The organism is Massilia sp. HP4 (assembly GCF_005222695.1).
GTDB lineage: Bacteria > Pseudomonadota > Gammaproteobacteria > Burkholderiales > Burkholderiaceae_D > Telluria.
On record NZ_STGG01000070.1, the window covers coordinates 1 to 16,409 of the forward strand.

The following is a 16,409-nucleotide window of genomic DNA, read 5'->3' on the forward strand; positions in this document are numbered from 1 at the left end:
CGTGTATCGCGTCGGTTCGGCCGCGATCCACCTGTGGCACGATGCGACCGACCTGCAGATCGTCAACAATACCGTGAGCTCGTCGGTGTTCGGCATCATCGTGGGCGGCGGCGACTTCTACTTTACAAAGGCGGGCGCCAACAACGTTCACGTGCACAACAACATCGTGTACGACAACAAGTACGGCATCTCGGAGCAGGGGACCACGGGTAAAGGCAATACCTACAAGAACAACCTGGTCACGAAGAACACGACCTATAACTTCCAGCTGCGCAATGGCCTGACCCATACCGGGACCATCAGCTCGGAACCGCTGTTCGCAGGCTACTCGCGTACCGCCGCCACCCCGGACTACAAGCTGACGGCAAGTTCGCCAGCAGTCGGCCGCGGCCTGGCGACCTATGCGCCAAAGAACGATATCGACGGCAAGGCACGCGGCAGCAGCATTGACCTCGGCGCCTACCAGCGCTGATCGACAGGTAGCGCTGGCGCCATCGGCGCCGTTGTGACTGGCCCGGACGTGCAAGCGTCCGGGCTTTTTTATTCAGTTTCGGTATCGATCGGCTGCGCCACCTCGGCCCCGCCGACTCCGGCCCGGTTCACCAGCGTGCTGACCGGATGCCATTCGAAGGCATCCGACGGCAGGGCGGTGCGGCGCGCGAAGTCCAGCGCCTCCTCGCCCGACAAGGCCGGATCGAGCCAGGTCTCGGCGTCGCGCGCATCGAGCACCACCGGGCGCCGGTCATGGATGTCGAGCATGCCGCCGGTGGCGTCGTCGGTCACCAGCACAAAACCGGCCTCGGCCCGGTTCTCGGTAAACGTGCCGAAATTGGCCAGGGCCAGCATGAACAGCGGCGCCCCGTCCTTGCGATGGACATGCCACGGCTGTTTATGGCCTTTTTCGCCGGTCCACTCATACCAGCCCTCGGCCGGCACCAGCGCCCGGCCCGACTTGAGCAGGCCGCGCCAGTAGCGGTTGGTGAGCTTGTCCATGCGCGCATTGATCGTCACCGGCACCTTGCCCTTGGCCCAGCGCGCCTGGTAACTCCAGTACACATCGTCCACCCGCCTCTCGCCGTCCTGGATATGCAGCACAGGCCGGTAGGTGCCGGGCGGCACATTGTAGGCCGGCGCCGATTCGCTGTCGTACACGGCGTCGAGCCAGCCGATCGCGCTGGCATAGTTGCGAGCCGTCTGGCTCTGGTCGAATCGTCCACACATGATCCGATCTTAGCGCAAGCCCTTCGAAGGCAGCACGCGCCAGGCGCACGAGGCGTGCGGCGTTTGGCCGCGCCGTCCCGCGATGGTATGCTCCGGGATAATCTGATTGACAAGGAGCAGGTATGGCAGCAGGCTGGTGGACCGTATTGAAGACCGTTCCCTGGAGCGACGTGATCAGCGCCGCGCCCCAGGTGGCGACCGGCGCGCGCCGCTTGTGGGACACGGTCAATCGCAAATCGGGCGCGTTAGACCCCGCGACCGGCTTGAGCCCCGAAATGGCCGCACAAGAAGACGACATCATCGGCCTGCTGGTCGCGCGTTCCGAGCAGAGCGATGCGGCGCTGAACGACTTGCGCAACCAGATGCGCTCGGCGTCCGAGCTGATCGCCAACCTGGCCGACCAGAATGCCCAGCTCATCGCCAAGATGGATGTGCAGCGCCAGAAAATCACCTGGCTTGGCGTGACCGCCGGCCTGTCGGCGCTGCTGGCCGTAGTGGCCCTGATCCTCGTCGCCGTCCGGACCTAGATGAAACTGGTACTGATCTGCGCGACCCTGTTCGTCTTCATCTCGATGCTGCTGAACGGGGCGCGCCGACGCGGCAAGCTCAATGACAGCGCCAACCGTGCCGTGACCGGGCTGGCCAATTCGATGCGCATCTTTGTGTATGGGCTGCTGCTGTTCGTGGCGATCGTCTGCGTGGCGATGGCCTGGCATATGCTGCAATCCCCGCCGTGACGCCGGGCGCCGCGGCCGGCGCCAATCTTGTCTCTTCCGCAAGTCCATGGATTTCCGGTATGATTTGAATTGTTTCCCAAATTCAACATCTGCCGATCCGTGAATCCAAGCCAGCCAGAAACCATCAGCAGCCTGCCGTTGCGGGTGCTCAATCTCGTCGACTGCGGTGTGATCGTGCTCGACCGCGAAGGGTGCATCGTCGTCTGGAATGGCTGGCTGGTGCCGCGTTCGGGCCGCGGCGCGGCGCGCGTGCAGGGCCACGCGCTGATCGACGTCTTTCCCGACCTGCGCGGTTCGCGGGTCGAGGCGGCCGTCCTGGCTGCACTGCTCGAAGGGACGACTACCGAGCACGTGCCGCCGTCGGGCAAGCGCTCGCCATTCCCGTTGCGCGAGCCGGGCAGCTTCGATGGCGCGCTGATCGACCAGGCGATCGCGGTCACGCCCTTCGACGAAGAGGGCCAGCGCTACTGCATGATCGAGATCCGCGATGTGAGCGGCGCGGCGGTGCGCGAACGGCGCCTGCTGGAACACGCGGAGTCGCTGCGTGCGCGTTCGTATATCGACGGCCTGACGGGCATCGCCAACCGGCGCCACTTCGACGTGGCGCTCGACCGCGAGCTGCGGCGCGCGCTGCGCGGCGACGGCACGCTGGCGCTGCTGCTGGTCGACATCGATTCGTTCAAGGCCTATAACGACCACTTCGGCCACCAGCAGGGCGACAGCTGCCTGACCCTGGTGGCCCAGGAACTGGCCGGCATGCTCAAGCGCCCGGCCGACCTGGCCGCGCGCTACGGCGGCGAAGAGTTCGCGGCCGTGCTGCCCGACACCACGCTCGCACAGGCGCGCGTGCTGGCCGACCGGGTCCGCGTCCACATCGCCGGCCTGGGGCTGGAGCAGGCGCCCGCCGCCCACCATCCGAAGGTTACGCTCAGCATCGGCGTGGCCGCCTTCGACCGTGAGCGGCTGAAGGATCCGGAAGCGCTGATCGAGGCCGCCGACAAGGCCTTGTACGCGGCCAAGCGCGGCGGGCGCAACCGCGTCGTGGCCGACGGCGACGTCGTGGACGCCGCCGCCTGACACCTTACGCCGACAGCGGCATCTTCTCGATCAGCTTGTCGAGCGTGATCGGGTATTCGCGTATCCGCACCCCGGTGGCGTTGTAGATCGCGTTGGCCACCGCGGCGGCTACGCCGCAGATCCCGAGTTCGCCGACGCCCTTGGCTTTCATGGGCGAGGACAGCTCGTCCGCCTCGTCGAGGAACACGACTTCCTGGTGCGGGATATCGGCGTGCACCGGCACCTCGTAGGTGGCCAGGTCGTGATTGGCGAAGAAGCCGAGGCGTTTATCGACCACCAGGTGCTCCATCAGCGCAGCCCCCACGCCCATCGTCATGGCGCCGATCACCTGGCTGCGCGCCTGCTTCGGGTTGAGGATGCGGCCGGCCGCGCACACGGCCAGCATGCGCCGGACACGAACTTCACCGGACAGCGCATCGACCGCGACCTCGACGAAGTGGGCGCCGAAGGTGGACAGCTGGTTCTTCTTGTCCAGCCCGCCGGAAAACTCGATCGTGTCCTCGGCCACCAGTTCGCCGCCGGCGGCGGCCTGCGCCAATGGCTGGCTGCGGCCACCGGCGCGTACTGCGCCATCGACGAATTCGGCCTCGCGCTCATTGACGCCGAGTTTGGCCGCGACCTGCTCGCGCAACTTGGCGCAGGCGGCGTACACGCCCGAGGTCGAGCTGTTCGCGCCCCACTGGCCGCCGGAACCGGCAGATGTCGGGAAGCTCGAATCGCCCAGCCGCACCTCGACGCGTTCGAGCGGCACGCCCAGCATCTCGGCCGCGGTCTGGCCGATGATGGTGTAGCTGCCGGTGCCGATATCGGTCATGTCGGTTTCGACGATCACCTTGCCGTCGCCGGTGAGCCGCACGCGCGCCGCCGACTTCATGACCGGGCTGTTGCGGAAGGCCGAGGCTACGCCGTAGCCGACCAGCCAGCGGCCGTCGCGGGTCTGGCCCGGCTTGGGGTTGCGCTTGTTCCAGCCAAACTTCTCGGCGCCCATGCGCATGCAGTCGATGAAGCGGCGCTCGGAGAACTTGCGGATCGGCTTTTCGGGATCGACCTTGGTGTCGTTGAGGATGCGGAACTGGACCGGGTCGATTTTCAGTTTTTCGGCCATCTCGTCGATCGCGACTTCGAGCGCCATCATGCCCGGCGCCTCGCCCGGCGCGCGCATCGCATTCCCCTCGGGCAGGTCGAGCATGGCGACGCGGGTCGCGGTCATGCGGTCGGCGCCGGCGTACAGCAGGCGGGTCTGCTGGGTCGCGACCTCCGAACTACCCTTGGGCAGGTTGCCGTTCCACGATTCATGGCCGATGGCGACGATGCGGCCGTCGCGGCCGGCGCCGATGCGGATGCGCTGGATCGTCGCCGGGCGGTGGGTGGTGTTGTTGAAGATGAGGTGACGGTGCAATGCCACCTTGACCGGGCGCCTGGCCGCGCGCGCGCCCAATGAGGCGAGCAGGGCGTCGGCGCGCAGGAACAGCTTGGAGCCGAAGCCCCCGCCGACATAGGGCGAGATCACGCGTACCTTGTCTTGCGGGATGTTCAGGGTCTTGGACAAGTCCTTGACGGCCCAGTTGATCATCTGGTTCGAGGTCCACACCGTCAGCCTGTCGCCTTCCCAGACGGCGGTGGAGGCGTGCGGCTCCATCATCGCGTGCGACTGGTCGGGCGTCATGTAGGTGGCGTCGAGCTTGACCGGCGCGGTGTCGAAGCCGCGCTGGAAGTTGCCGGCCCTGGAGTCAGGAGGGTCGGATTCCCAGTCGGGCTTGACCGCCTTGTCCTTCTCGGCGGCGAGGTCGAAGCGGCCTTTCTCTTCGACGTACTTGACGCGCACCAGGACAGCGGCGGCGCGCGCCTGCTCGAAGGTCTCGGCCACCACCAGCGCGACGGCCTGGTGGTAGTGCTCGATCTTCGGCCCGGCCAGCAGGTGGGCGACGTTCATGTCGCCCTTGCCGAGTTTGCCGGCATTGGCGGCGGTGACCACGGCCAGCACGCCGGGGGCGCGGCGCGCGTCGTCGATCTCGACCGCGGTGATGCGGCCTTTGGCGATGGGGGAGCCCACCACGAAACCGTGGGCGGCGTTGGGGACTTCCTTGTGGTGCTCATAGGCGTAGGGCGCCGTGCCGGTGCACTTGAGCGGGCCATCGATGCGGTCGAGCGGCTGGCCGACGTAGCGCAGGCGGTCGATGGGATTGGTGGTGGCGGGTGTCGTGAATTTCATGGGATCAGCCTTTCTTCGCTGCGCCGATTGCTTCGGCCAGGGTGCGATGCACCAGGGCCACCTTGAAGGCATTGTCTTCGGTGGTGCGGGCGCCGGCCATCAGGCGATCCGCGACCGCCTTGGCGCCTTGCGCCATCTGCTGTTCGGCCTCTTCGACCCGCCACGGCTTGTGGGCCACGCCGCCGACCGCCACGCGCCCGCTGCCGTCGGGCAGGATCACGGTGGCGACTGACACCAGGGCGAAAGCGTAGGAGGCGCGGTCACGCACCTTGCGGTAGGCATGCACGCCGCCCAAGGGCTTGGGCAATTTGACGGAGGTGATCAACTCACCCGGCTCGAGCACGGTCTCGATATGCGGGGTGTTGCCCGGCAGGCGGTGGAAGTCGGCGATCGGGATGCTGCGCACGCTGCCGTCGGCCTTGACGGTCTCGACTTCGGCATCGAGCAGGCGCATGGCGATCGCCATATCGCTCGGGTGGGTGGCGATGCAGGCGTCGCTGGCGCCGACCACCGCGTGGTGGCGGGTGAAGCCGCCGATCGCGGCGCAGCCGCTGCCCGGCTGGCGCTTGTTGCACTTCTGCGCCGTGTCGTAGAAATAAGGGCAGCGGGTGCGCTGCAGCAAGTTGCCCGAGGTCGTCGCCTTGTTGCGCAACTGGGTCGAGGCGCCGGCCAGCAGGGCGCGCGACAGCACGGCGTAGTCCTTGCGCACGCGGGCGTCGGCCGCCAGGTCGGTATTGCGCACCAGGGCGCCCACGCGCAGGCCGCCGTCGGCCGTCGCTTCAATGCTGTCGAAGCCCAGGCCATTGACGTCGACCAGCGCGGTCGGCGTCTCGATCTCGAGCTTCATGAGGTCGAGCAGGTTGGTGCCACCGGCGATGAAGCGGGCGTTGGGCGTGCGGGCGACCAGTTGGGCGGCCTGGGCCGGCGAAGTGGCGCGCTGGTAGGTGAATGCCTTCATGCCTTGACCCCTCCCACCTCGGTGATCGCATCGATGATATTCGAGTAGGCGCCACATCGACAGATATTGCCGCTCAGGCGCTCGCGGATTTCCTCGACGGAGAGCAGCGGTTTCACATTCAGGTCGGCGGTCACGTGGCTCGGGATGCCCTGGCGGATTTCCTCGAGCACGGACACGCTGGAACAGATCTGCCCGGGGGTACAGTAGCCGCACTGGTAGCCGTCGTGCTTGATGAAGGCGGCCTGCATCGGGTGCAGCTTGTCGGGCGTGCCGAGGCCTTCGATGGTGGTGATGTTGGCGCCCTCGTGCATGACCGCCAGCGACAGGCAGGAATTGATGCGGCGGCCGTCCATGATGACGGTGCAGGCGCCGCACTGGCCCTGGTCGCAGCCTTTTTTCGAGCCGGTCAGGTGCAGGTGCTCGCGCAGGGCGTCGAGCAGGCTGGTGCGGGTGTCCAGCTGCAGGGTCACCTGCTTGCCGTTGACGGTGAAGGTGACGCCGGTGGTGACCGGCTCCGGGGTCGTATTGGCTTCGTTCGCCGCCTGGTTCGCGGCCGGCTGGGCATTGGCGAGCGGTACGGCGGCGGTGGATGCCGACAGGGCGCCGGCGATCAACAGGTCGCGCCGGGTAAGCTTGACGTCGCTGAGTGGGTTCATGCTGGTGGCTTCCTTCACTTGGTTGCGTTGCCCACGCCCAAGCTCGGCGTCAATACGTCTGCGCCGATGGGTGTGGAAGGCCTTGCGGGGTTGTCGTTTTGATTCTAAAGCAGCCGCCTGAAAGGCCGCGCTCCCTTGAAACCTGAAGTACCTGGCTGGCTGTACATATCGTCGCGCCGCAAGGTGGCGCGGGAGGTGGCGCCAATGCGACAGCCACGCCGGCCGACGGATGGGGAGAGCTGCGCCGGGTGCGAAAGGATGTGCTTGGCCTATTGCTGGAGCACGTAGTCGCCCGGCGCGGGCGTTGCACCCGGCATCGGCGCCGGTGGTGGCACATGCTTGCCGGCATGGCGCTTGAGCCATTGATCCCATGCTGGCCACCAACTGCCCTCGACCTGGGGCACGCGCGCCAGCCAGCGGTCGGGATCGAGATACGGGTCGTCATGGCGGTGCACGGCGACCTGGTAACTGCGATTGACGCTCCCCGGCGGCGAGACCACGCCGGCGTTGTGGCCGCCGCTGGTAAGGATGAAGGTGATCTCGGTATCGGTCAGCGGAATGATCTTGTAGACCGAGCGCCAGGGTGCGACATGGTCGGTGAGCGTGCCGACGGCGCAGATCGGGGCGTCGATATCGCTCAGCGAAACGGGGTGGCCGCCCGCCAGGTAGCGCGAACCGGCCAGGCTGTTGCGCAGGAAAAGCCGGTGCAGGTATTCGGAATGCATGCGGTAGGGCATGCGGGTGGCGTCGGCATTCCAGGACATCAGGTCGGTTTCTTGCTCGGGCAGGTCGAGCAGGTAGTGGCGCAGGCGCCGCGACCAGATCAGGTCGTTGGAACGCAGCAGCTGGAAGGCGCCGGCCATCTGGCGCGTGTCGAGGTATCCCTGCTGCCACATCGCCGCTTCGAGGAAGCTGACCTGGCTGTCGTCGATGAACAGCGACAATTCGCCCGGCTCGGTAAAGTCGACCTGGGCCGCCAGCAGCGAGATGCTGGCCAGCCGCCGGTCGTGGTCGCGCGCCATCGCGGCGGCGGCGATCGCGAGCAGGGTGCCGCCCAGGCAATAGCCGGCCGCATTGATCCTGCTGGCCCCGGTCTGGGCCACGATGGCGTCGAGCGCAGCCATGATGCCCAGCTGGCGGTAATCGTCCATCGTGAGATCGCGGTCGTCGGCTTGCGGGTTTTTCCAGGACACCATATACACCGTGTGACCGCGTTCTACCAGGTAGCGCACCAGGGAGTTATGCGGCGACAGGTCGAGGATATAGAACTTCATGATCCAGGCCGGCACGATCAGGAGCGGCACCTCGTGCACGGTGGGGCCGACCGGATCGTAGCGCAGCAGCTCGATCAGCCGGTTCTGCATCGCCACCTTGCCAGGCGTGATGGCGACTTCGTGGCCCGGACGATAGTTGACCACGCGCGGCTTTTTGTCGAGCAGGGCTTGCACATCGCGCCAGGCGCGCACGCCGCCATTGGCCAGGTTCATGCCGCCGCTGGCCAGCACCGCCCGCTGCACGACCGGGTTGGTGGTGACGAAGTTGGACGGCGCCACGCAATCGAGCATTTGTCGCGCCACGAAGGTGACGACGTCGGCGTGGTGCGGCGCCACCCCGCGCACGGTGGAGGTGGCGCGGTGCCACCATTGCTGGCTCAGCAGGAAACCCTGGCTGAGCTGATGCCAGGGCCAATTGCCCCAGGCCGGGTCGCTGAAGCGTCTATCCTGGGCCAGCGGACGCACCGGGTCGGTCGCATCGCTGGCCGGCGTGGCGAGATACTGCAGCCAGCGCTGCCAGCCGAGGACGGCATCACTCGCCAGTTCGTGCTGCTTGTCGGGCGACATCATGAGGTGGCTGGCCCAGTCGAACCAGGCCATGCCGAGCGCGGCCGGCGAGAGGTTGCCGGTCATGCGCCCGAGCCAGGCCCACAGGACCAGGTCGGCATGCACTTGCCCGCCGCCGGCGACCCTGGCGTGGCGATGGGTGCCGCCAAGCCAGGCGCTGCCTTCGAGGCGGCGGCTGCTGCCGGCGGCGTCGGGGCGGGTATCGGGCGCCATATCGCGTGGTCGCGGCATGCAGTGCGCTCAGTGCGCAACCAGCAGCGGCGTGGTGCTGGCGGCCAGGAGCGCGCGGGTGACGCCGCCGAGGACGAACTCCCGGTAGCGGCTATGGCCGAAGGCGCCCGTCACCAGCAGGCCGGCGTCGTGCTCGCGCGCCACCTTGAGAAGCGCTTCGCCGGTGCTGCTGCGTGTGGTCTCGATGACGACATCGACCTTGACCCCATGGCGCGCCAGGTGCAGCGCCATGTCGGCGCCCGGCTCTTCGCCGTGCATCTCGGCCATGGAGCCTGGATTGACCAGGGCGAGTTTGACCGCGTCGGCCTGGCGCAGCAGTGGCAGGGCGGCGGAAATCGCCCGGATCGCCTGCATGCTGCCATCCCAGCCGACGACGGCGGTGCCGGGCAGTGGCCGGTCTTTCCAGCCGGGCGGCACCACCAGCACCGGGCGCGCGCCGTGCAGCGCTATATATTCTGGCAAGCCGCGGGCCTGGGCCGGGATGCCCGGCACGGCGATCGGCTCGGCGTCGCGGCTGACGATCACCAGGTCGGCGTAGCGCGATTCGAGCAGCAGGGCGTAGCGCGCATCGTCTTCGAGCATGCGGGTCTCGAAGCTGTTGACGCCCTGGCGCTGGACCGCGGTGCTGAACGCTTGCAGGCGCGCCTCGACCGCTTCGCGTACCCCGTTGAAATCGGACTCGGGCATCATCGGCGCGCCCATCGAGCCCACCAGCAGGGAATAGTCGAACCAGGAAATGCCGGTGGCGGCGCTGCCGACGAGGTGGGCGTCGAAGGTATTGGCCAGTGCGGCGCCGGCGCGCAGGCGCGCCTCTTGTTCGGGACTGCCGTCGACGTGAACCACGATGGTCTTGTACATGCTCGTTCCTTTCTTTTCGGTAAAAGCGGACGCGGGCGGATGGGCGCCATGGGAGCCTATCCACTTGGATTACCCGAAGTGCACTTTATTCCCGGTTTTGCTGCGTGTCAGGAACGTGGTTGATGTGAATCAAAAAAGAAGGAAAGAACAGGGTGGCGTGGCCTGCCTGGAATGCGTACGAATTCTCTGACGCAAGGGCGCGGTAAAGATTACCTCTTTTGGGCCTTGTGACTGCGTGGGGCGGCCGCATACTAGAGTCATTACCGGCGATGTGGTCGGTTCTCTTGTGTCTCCATCTCGGCCCTGCCGAGGACTTGGCCGTTGCCTGCTTCGTGCGGCAGCGGCCTTTTTTTATCTTCGGCGCAGATCGAGCCGCGTGCGGCTAGCGCGGCGCTGCCCGGGATGCATCCCATGCCGACATGACGCCGGTGATGGCCGCATCCATCAGCGCATGGCCTACGCCGTCGCGGGCCAGGGTGGAGAGCCCCAGCAGGAAGGCGTCGAACACCGTCGCCAGCGCCCCCACCTTAGTGTCGGCGCGCAATTGACCACTGTCGACGCCGCGCTGGACACAGGCGGCGATGCCGGCCCGCGTCCGCTCCCGCGAGCGGGTCAGGGGCGCCGTGACGGCCGCGTTGTCGGCGGACGGGGCACTCATGAAGCCCAGCCCGACCATGCAGCCTTTCGGGTGGCCGCGCTCGCACTGCATCCTGGCCGAACTGCGCAAGGTGGTCTCGATGGCGTCGCGCGGGGCAAGCGTTGCGTCCCACAGGGCGTCCGTCACCCGCGCGTGGGTGGCGAGATAGCGTTGCGTGCATTCCTGGAACAATGCTTCCTTGGAGCCGAAGGCGGCGTAGAAGCTGGGCGCGGCGATGCCGTTGCCGATTCCGGCCTTGAGCTGGGCGAGCGAGGTCGATTCGTAGCCGTTCTCCCAGAAGATGTGCATCGCCTGCTCGATCGCCTGGTCGCGATCGAAGGTGCGTGGGCGTCCCATTGTGGCCATAGCGTAGTCCCGTGAGTCGTCATGACTTCCATACTATTCGATATATAAGTGCTTGACAATGTCGCGCCTGCGCCAGTAATGTACCGATCAATACAAATATCGTCAGGAATACCCGGCGACTATTGACTGGAGCAAAAAGAATGGCAGAGGATGGATTGTTTGCGCCGTGGACGGTGTCGCCCGCAAGGACGGTGCGACGCGGGCATTTCTGGATTCCGGGCGAGCGTGTCGGGCGGGGCGGGGCGACGTATCAGCGCGGCCCGATGTACGTCGAATGGGAAGCGCCGCAGACGGTGACCCGGCCGTATCCGATCGTGCTGATGCACGGCGGTGGTTTGCAGGGCACGGAGTGGTTCGATACGCCGGATGGCCGGCCGGGCTGGGCGCAGCGCCTAGTCGAGGCCGGTTACGCGGTGCTGGTCGTCGACCGGCCCGGACATGGCCGTTCGCCTTTCCATACGCTCACGCTCGGCGAGATGGGGCCGGCGTTTTCCTACGAGGGTGGCGAGCGTATCTATTTCCCGGGCGACGATGGGCGGCATACGCAGTGGCCGTTCGCAGCGGACGACGCGCAGGCGATGGACGAATTCATCGCCGGTTATGGGCCCTTGCCGGCCGACCTGGAACTGTCGCAGACCCTCGACGCCGACCGCATGGCCGCCTTGCTCGACCGTATTGGTCCGGCGATCCTGGTGACGCATTCAGCATCCGGACCGGACGGGTGGCTGGTGGCCGACCGCCGGCCGGCGCTGGTCAAGGCAATTGCTGCGATCGAGCCCATGGGGCCGCCGTTCGCCGATATTCCGAATATCGGGCCCATGCGGTGGGGACCGACGGCGGCGCCGCTGCGCTTCGAGCCACCGGTGGCCGATGCCGAGACAGTCCGCAATGCACCGCCGGGCAGCCTGCGCCTGCCTTCGCTCCTTGGCTTGCCGATCCTGATCGTGACGGCGGAGGCCTCGGCCTTCGCCGCCGCCAGCCCGCCGACGGCGGACTTCCTCAATGTCGCCGGGGCCTCGGCCGAGCTACTGCACCTGCCCGACCACGGCGTGCATGGCAATGGCCATGGTCTTATTTATGAGAAGAATTCGGATCAGGCGCTGGCGCCAGTGTTGCGCTGGCTCGTGGAGCGGACGGAAACCTCGAATTGATTGAAAGGGAGAAATTATGACGAAGACCTGGCTGATTACCGGCTGCTCGAGCGGGCTGGGGCAAACCCTGGCGCAGGCAGTCGCCGCGCGTGGCGACCGCCTGGTGGCGACGGCGCGCGATCCGCAAGCGCTGCATGCGTTGGCGCGGCAGTTTCCCGAGACGGTGCGCGTGTGTGCGCTCGACGTGACGCGCCCGGACACGGCGCATGCCGCCGTGTTGCTTGCTGTCGAAAGCTTCGGCGGGCTCGACGTGCTGGTCAATAATGCCGGCTATGGCCTGTATGGCGCCGTCGAGGAAGTGGAGCCCGGCGAGTACCGGCCCATGTTCGAGGTCAACCTGTTCGGGTTGATCGAAACGACGCGCGCGGCATTGCCGGTCATGCGGAGCCGACCGGGCGGGCGCATCGTCAACCTGTCGTCGATCGCCGGGATATCCGGCGGGGCTGGCTCGGGCTATTACGCCGCGTCCAAGTTCGCGGTGGAAGGCTTGTCCGAGTCGCTGGACCAGGAACTGCGGCCGCTGGGGCTGCGTGTCATCATCGTCGAGCCGGGGCCGTTTCGTACTGGCTTCCTGGGGCGGTCGATGACCGTGGCCGAGCGCCGGATCGGGGACTACGAGCAAACCGCGGGCCAGCGGCGAATCTATCGTGAGAGCAACGATGGCAGGCAGGCGGGCGATCCGGGCAAGGCGGTGGAGGTGATCCTGCGCGCGGTTGACAGCGACGCGCCGCCCTTGCACCTGCCGCTGGGGCCGGTGGCCCATGGCGTGGTCGATCGCAAGCTGGTGTCATTGCGCGAAGACCTCGACGCATGGCGGCAGGTTTCGCTCGCGACCGACTTCGATTGATGCGAGAGCGGGCCGCTCAGGACGGAGCCTGGTTGGTGCGGGCGGCAAGTGGCTCCGCTTCGACCTTCGGCTCGGCTCGACGGCAGCCTTCTTCCTGGCATGGGCGGTCTCGTCACCGGGTACGAGCATTTGCCAGTCCGAGCTGACCAGGTCGACGATGCCTACCAGAAATTAACCTGATCAGCATAGTATGGAGCTTCATACTCGATGAACATCGAGTGACGAATGTACTGGTGCCCGGAGCCGGAATCGAACCGGCACGCCATTGCTGGCAGCAGATTTTAAGTCTGCGGTGTCTACCAGTTTCACCATCCGGGCAACGCCCGAGATTCTAGCACAAGCGTGCTCGATTCGGAGCGGTTTGGCAACTTTATACTCTTGATAAGCCCCCAGGCAGGCATGAACGCTCGCCAATCTCTTCCTGCCGATCTCTTGCATCTTTGGAACCCTCGCCCCGATGGTGTAGCATGCCATCCGGCGCCTCCCAAGCGGGCGCTACCTCAGGCAAGACTATGCAAGGAAATCCATTGAACATCACGATCAACGACGAACTGCGGGCTTTCGTCGACCCGCTCACCGACATCGAATACGGCGCGCTCGAGCGCAGCCTCCTGGCCGAAGGCTGCCGCGATGCGCTGGTGCTTTGGCGCGATACGCTGATCGACGGCCATAACCGCTACGAAATTTGCCAGAAGCACGGCATCCCCTTCCGCACCGTCCACAACAACAACTTCGCCTCGCTCGAAGACGTGATGCTGTGGATGATCGACAACCACCTGGCGCGCCGCAGCGTGTCGGACTTCCAGCGCGGCGTGCTGGCCCTGCGCAAGAAAGAGCTCGTCGCCGCCCGCGTGGCCGAGCTGCCACCGCAGGAAGAGGGCGACAAGAACGCGGCGGCCGACGATGGCTCGCCGCCGTGGAGCACGCGCGAGGACGTGGCGCGCGCCGCCCGCGTCTCGAGCAATACCATCAGCCAGATCGAGCGCATCCAGAAGGCCGCCACCCCGCAGCTGCGCGAGGCGGTGCGCACCGGCGCCATCTCGATCAATGCCGCCGCCAACGTGGCGCAGCTGCCGGAAGAGCAGCAGATCGCCGCCGTCGCTGGCGGCCGCAAGGAATTGCAGCAGGCCGCGCGCCAGGTGCGCGAACAGAAGATGGCCACCAGGCCGCGCAAGGAAAAGGTCGAGCTCGATCCCGAAGACGAGCTGGCGGCCCTGCGCAAGGAAGTGGCCAGCCTGAAGGATCGGCTGGCGACCCTGTTCACCGACAACCAGCGGCTCAAGCAGCGCCTGGCCTATGCCGGCCTGGACGACGAATAACACGACCTGAAGGAAGATACCCGATGCCCATGCCACGCTCGCTCACGCCGGTCCTGCTCAGCAGCCTTCTCGCCGCCGTCGCGGCGCCGGCGTTCGCCGTCGCGCCAGCCAGGGCGCCGGTCGATGCCGCGCCCGCCACGCAGGCTTTCAGCGCCGCCGACGTCGCGCGCTGGAAGGCGGCCGCCCAACGGGTGACGATCATGCGCGACAAGTGGGGCATCCCGCACATCTTCGGCCAGACCGATGCCGACACCGTGTTCGGCATGCTGTACGCCCAGGCCGAGGACGATTTCAACCGGGTCGAACTGAACTACATCAATGCGATGGGGCGCCTGGCCGAGGTCGAGGGCGAGAAGGAAATCTGGCGCGACCTGCGCATGAAGATGTATATCCAGCCGGCGGACATGCAGGCCAAGTACGCCGCCAGCCCGGCCTGGCTGAAGAACCTGATGAACTCCTTCGCCGATGGCCTGAACTATTATCTGCACACCCATCCGGAGGTGAAACCCAAGCTGCTGACCCGCTTCGAGCCCTGGATGGCCTTGACCTTCAGCGAAGGCAGCATCGGCGGCGACATCGAGTCGATCGACCTCAAGGAACTGGAACGCTTCTATAGCAAGCGTCCCGTGCTTGCCCAGCAGGGCGCCGACAAGGGTTTTGACCCGGAACCGCGCGGCTCGAACGGCTTTGCCATCGCGCCGAAGCGCTCGGCCAACGGCCATGCGCTGCTGATGATCAATCCGCACACCTCGTTCTATTTCCGTCCCGAAGTGCACATGGTCAGCGAAGAGGGCCTGAATGCCTATGGCGCCGTGACCTGGGGCCAGTTCTTCATCTACCAGGGGTTCAACGACAAGCTGGGCTGGATGCACACCTCGGGCGGCGGCGACGTGATCGACGAATACCTCGAGACCGTGGTCGAGCGCGACGGCGAGTTCTTCTATAAATACGGCAAGCACGAAGGCCGGATGCGCACCGCACAGATCAACCTGCCGTATAAAACCGCGAACGGCGCCATGGCCAGCCGCACCGTCACCGCTTATTTCACCCACCACGGCCCGGTGGTGCGCCAGGAGGGCAAGCAATGGGTCTCGGTCAAGATGATGGACGACCCGCTCAATGCGCTGACCCAGTCATATACCCGCACCAAGGCGCGCGACTACAACGCCTTCTACAAGGCGATGGAATTGCGGACCAATTCCTCGAACAACACGGTGTACGCCGATGCCCAGGGCAATATCGCCTACTTCCACGGCAATTTCATCCCGAAACGCGATCCGCGCTTCGACTGGACCAAGCCGGTCGACGGCAGCAATCCGGCCACCGAGTGGCAGGGTCTGCACGAGATCAAGGAAACGATCACCCTGCTGAACCCGGCCAGCGGTTACATCTCCAATACGAATAACTGGCCGTGTAATGCGGCCGGTGCAGGCAGCAGCCCCAAATGCGCGAACTACCCGGCGTATATGTGGTCGTTGCCCGAAAATGCGCGTGGCCGCAATGCCGAGCGCGTGTTCAGCGGTGCGAAAGGGCTCGACATCAATGGCCTGATCGCTGCTTCCTACGACACGCGCCTGGCGGCGTTCGAGCCGCTGGTGCCGGCAGTAGTGGCCGACCATGAGGCGCTGCACGAGAGCGATCCGCGCAAGGCTGCGCTGCTCGAGCAGATCGCCGTGCTGCGCAACTGGAACCTGCGCTATGCGATCGACTCGGTACCGACTTCGCTGGCGGTTTATTGGGGGCAAGATATGGTGGCAGAGCATGGCGCGCGTGCACGTGCCGAGAACATGCCGGCGGTCGACTATATCGCCACCCGCCTGAGCCCGGCCGAGCGCCTCGATGCCCTGGTGCGCGCCTCGAACAAGCTGCAGGCCGACTTCGGCGACTGGCGCACGCCATGGGGCGAGATCAACCGCTTCCAGCGCCTCAGTGGCGACGTCGACCAGCAGTACGACGACAGCAAGCCGAGCATTCCGGTGGCCTTCGCCTCGGCCAACTGGGGTTCGCTGGCCTCGTTCGGCATGTCGGCCAAGCAAACTACCAAGCGCATCTACGGCGACCGCGGCAACAGCTTCGTGGCAGCGGTCGAGTTCGGTCCGCGCATCAAGGCCAAGAGCATCCTGGCTGGCGGCCAGAGCGGCGATCCGCGCTCGCCGCACTTTAGCGACCAGGCCGCGATGTATGCGCGCGGCGAGTTCAAGGATGTGCTGTTCTACAAGGAAGATATCGAACGCAGCCTGGAACGCAAATATCATCCGGGTCAGTAATAGCAACAGAAAGGAACGTGTGGAACTGAGC

At 66.1% G+C, this 16,409-nt stretch carries 15 protein-coding genes and 1 tRNA gene; 8 read left to right on the top strand and 8 right to left on the bottom strand.

Features of this window, described 5'->3' with window-relative positions:
* Positions 1–472: choice-of-anchor Q domain-containing protein (locus E8M83_RS24430; RefSeq protein WP_307721871.1), on the top strand; the 472-nt coding region annotated here is incomplete at its 5' end.
* Positions 473–540: 68 nt separating this feature from the next.
* Here the strand turns inward: E8M83_RS24430 and E8M83_RS24435 are convergent.
* Positions 541–1,221 (bottom strand): SOS response-associated peptidase, encoded by a 681-nt coding sequence (locus E8M83_RS24435; protein ID WP_137175955.1) that lies wholly within the window; start codon positions 1,219–1,221, stop codon positions 541–543.
* Positions 1,222–1,343: 122 nt separating this feature from the next.
* On the opposite strand from E8M83_RS24435, the gene E8M83_RS24440 reads away from it, so the two are divergent.
* From E8M83_RS24440 to E8M83_RS24450, 3 genes are all read left to right on the top strand, one after another.
* The gene (locus E8M83_RS24440) at positions 1,344–1,748 is read left to right on the top strand and encodes a hypothetical protein (RefSeq protein ID WP_137175956.1); all 405 of its coding nucleotides are present in this window, start codon (positions 1,344–1,346) and stop codon (positions 1,746–1,748) included.
* Positions 1,749–1,958, top strand: a complete 210-nt coding sequence (locus tag E8M83_RS24445; RefSeq protein WP_137175957.1) for a hypothetical protein — start codon at positions 1,749–1,751, stop codon at positions 1,956–1,958.
* Positions 1,959–2,057: 99 nt separating this feature from the next.
* Positions 2,058–3,035: a GGDEF domain-containing protein gene (locus E8M83_RS24450; protein WP_137175958.1), complete on the top strand. Its 978-nt coding sequence runs from the start codon at positions 2,058–2,060 to the stop codon at positions 3,033–3,035.
* 4 nt (positions 3,036–3,039) lie between these two features.
* Here E8M83_RS24450 and paoC read toward each other — a convergent pair whose 3' ends face one another.
* The 6 genes from paoC to E8M83_RS24480 all read right to left on the bottom strand — a co-directional run bounded on the left by paoC (position 3,040) and on the right by E8M83_RS24480 (position 10,785).
* Positions 3,040–5,247 (bottom strand): aldehyde oxidoreductase molybdenum-binding subunit PaoC, encoded by a 2,208-nt coding sequence (gene paoC / locus E8M83_RS24455; protein ID WP_137175959.1) that lies wholly within the window; start codon positions 5,245–5,247, stop codon positions 3,040–3,042.
* Positions 5,248–5,251: 4 nt separating this feature from the next.
* Positions 5,252–6,205, bottom strand: a complete 954-nt coding sequence (locus E8M83_RS24460; RefSeq protein ID WP_137175960.1) for a xanthine dehydrogenase family protein subunit M — start codon at positions 6,203–6,205, stop codon at positions 5,252–5,254.
* Positions 6,202–6,861 (bottom strand): aldehyde dehydrogenase iron-sulfur subunit PaoA, encoded by a 660-nt coding sequence (gene paoA, locus E8M83_RS24465; protein WP_137175961.1) that lies wholly within the window; start codon positions 6,859–6,861, stop codon positions 6,202–6,204. The genes E8M83_RS24460 and paoA overlap by 4 nt, the downstream gene beginning before the upstream one ends.
* A 269-nt stretch (positions 6,862–7,130) precedes the next feature.
* Complete coding sequence (locus E8M83_RS24470; RefSeq protein WP_137175962.1) at positions 7,131–8,933, bottom strand: alpha/beta hydrolase; 1,803 nt, start codon at positions 8,931–8,933, stop codon at positions 7,131–7,133.
* Positions 8,934–8,942: 9 nt separating this feature from the next.
* On the bottom strand, positions 8,943–9,791 hold the full coding sequence (locus E8M83_RS24475; protein WP_137175963.1) for a universal stress protein: 849 nt from the start codon (positions 9,789–9,791) through the stop codon (positions 8,943–8,945).
* Between the two features lie 382 nt (positions 9,792–10,173).
* Positions 10,174–10,785: a TetR/AcrR family transcriptional regulator gene (locus E8M83_RS24480; protein WP_307721872.1), complete on the bottom strand. Its 612-nt coding sequence runs from the start codon at positions 10,783–10,785 to the stop codon at positions 10,174–10,176.
* A gap of 149 nt (positions 10,786–10,934) precedes the next feature.
* Between E8M83_RS24480 and E8M83_RS24485 the strand changes: the two genes are divergently transcribed.
* Entirely contained in the window at positions 10,935–11,945 is a 1,011-nt protein-coding gene (locus E8M83_RS24485; RefSeq protein ID WP_137175965.1) for an alpha/beta hydrolase, read from the top strand.
* A 16-nt stretch (positions 11,946–11,961) separates the two neighbouring features.
* Positions 11,962–12,792, top strand: coding sequence for an oxidoreductase (locus E8M83_RS24490; RefSeq protein WP_137175966.1), 831 nt, complete (start codon positions 11,962–11,964; stop codon positions 12,790–12,792).
* A 231-nt stretch (positions 12,793–13,023) separates the two neighbouring features.
* On the opposite strand, the gene E8M83_RS24495 is transcribed toward E8M83_RS24490, so the two are convergent.
* Positions 13,024–13,110, bottom strand: a tRNA-Leu gene (locus E8M83_RS24495).
* Positions 13,111–13,319: 209 nt separating this feature from the next.
* On the opposite strand from E8M83_RS24495, the gene E8M83_RS24500 reads away from it, so the two are divergent.
* Positions 13,320–14,111: a hypothetical protein gene (locus E8M83_RS24500; RefSeq protein WP_137175967.1), complete on the top strand. Its 792-nt coding sequence runs from the start codon at positions 13,320–13,322 to the stop codon at positions 14,109–14,111.
* A gap of 23 nt (positions 14,112–14,134) precedes the next feature.
* Positions 14,135–16,378, top strand: a complete 2,244-nt coding sequence (locus E8M83_RS24505; RefSeq protein ID WP_137175968.1) for a penicillin acylase family protein — start codon at positions 14,135–14,137, stop codon at positions 16,376–16,378.
* Positions 16,379–16,409 lie beyond the last annotated feature (31 nt).

Bases quoted from the DNA above. Each gene is read 5' to 3' on its own strand.
- E8M83_RS24445 (WP_137175957.1), top strand. From the start codon at position 1,749: ATGAAACTGGTACTGATCTGCGCGACCCTGTTCGTCTTCATCTCGATG.
- E8M83_RS24505 (WP_137175968.1), top strand. From the start codon at position 14,135: ATGCCCATGCCACGCTCGCTCACGCCGGTCCTGCTCAGCAGCCTTCTC.
- paoC (WP_137175959.1), bottom strand. From the start codon at position 5,247: ATGAAATTCACGACACCCGCCACCACCAATCCCATCGACCGCCTGCGC.
- E8M83_RS24490 (WP_137175966.1), top strand. From the start codon at position 11,962: ATGACGAAGACCTGGCTGATTACCGGCTGCTCGAGCGGGCTGGGGCAA.
- E8M83_RS24440 (WP_137175956.1), top strand. From the start codon at position 1,344: ATGGCAGCAGGCTGGTGGACCGTATTGAAGACCGTTCCCTGGAGCGAC.
- E8M83_RS24435 (WP_137175955.1), bottom strand. From the start codon at position 1,221: ATGTGTGGACGATTCGACCAGAGCCAGACGGCTCGCAACTATGCCAGC.
- E8M83_RS24470 (WP_137175962.1), bottom strand. From the start codon at position 8,933: ATGCCGCGACCACGCGATATGGCGCCCGATACCCGCCCCGACGCCGCC.
- E8M83_RS24475 (WP_137175963.1), bottom strand. From the start codon at position 9,791: ATGTACAAGACCATCGTGGTTCACGTCGACGGCAGTCCCGAACAAGAG.
- paoA (WP_137175961.1), bottom strand. From the start codon at position 6,861: ATGAACCCACTCAGCGACGTCAAGCTTACCCGGCGCGACCTGTTGATC.
- E8M83_RS24485 (WP_137175965.1), top strand. From the start codon at position 10,935: ATGGCAGAGGATGGATTGTTTGCGCCGTGGACGGTGTCGCCCGCAAGG.
- E8M83_RS24480 (WP_307721872.1), bottom strand. From the start codon at position 10,785: ATGGGACGCCCACGCACCTTCGATCGCGACCAGGCGATCGAGCAGGCG.
- E8M83_RS24460 (WP_137175960.1), bottom strand. From the start codon at position 6,205: ATGAAGGCATTCACCTACCAGCGCGCCACTTCGCCGGCCCAGGCCGCC.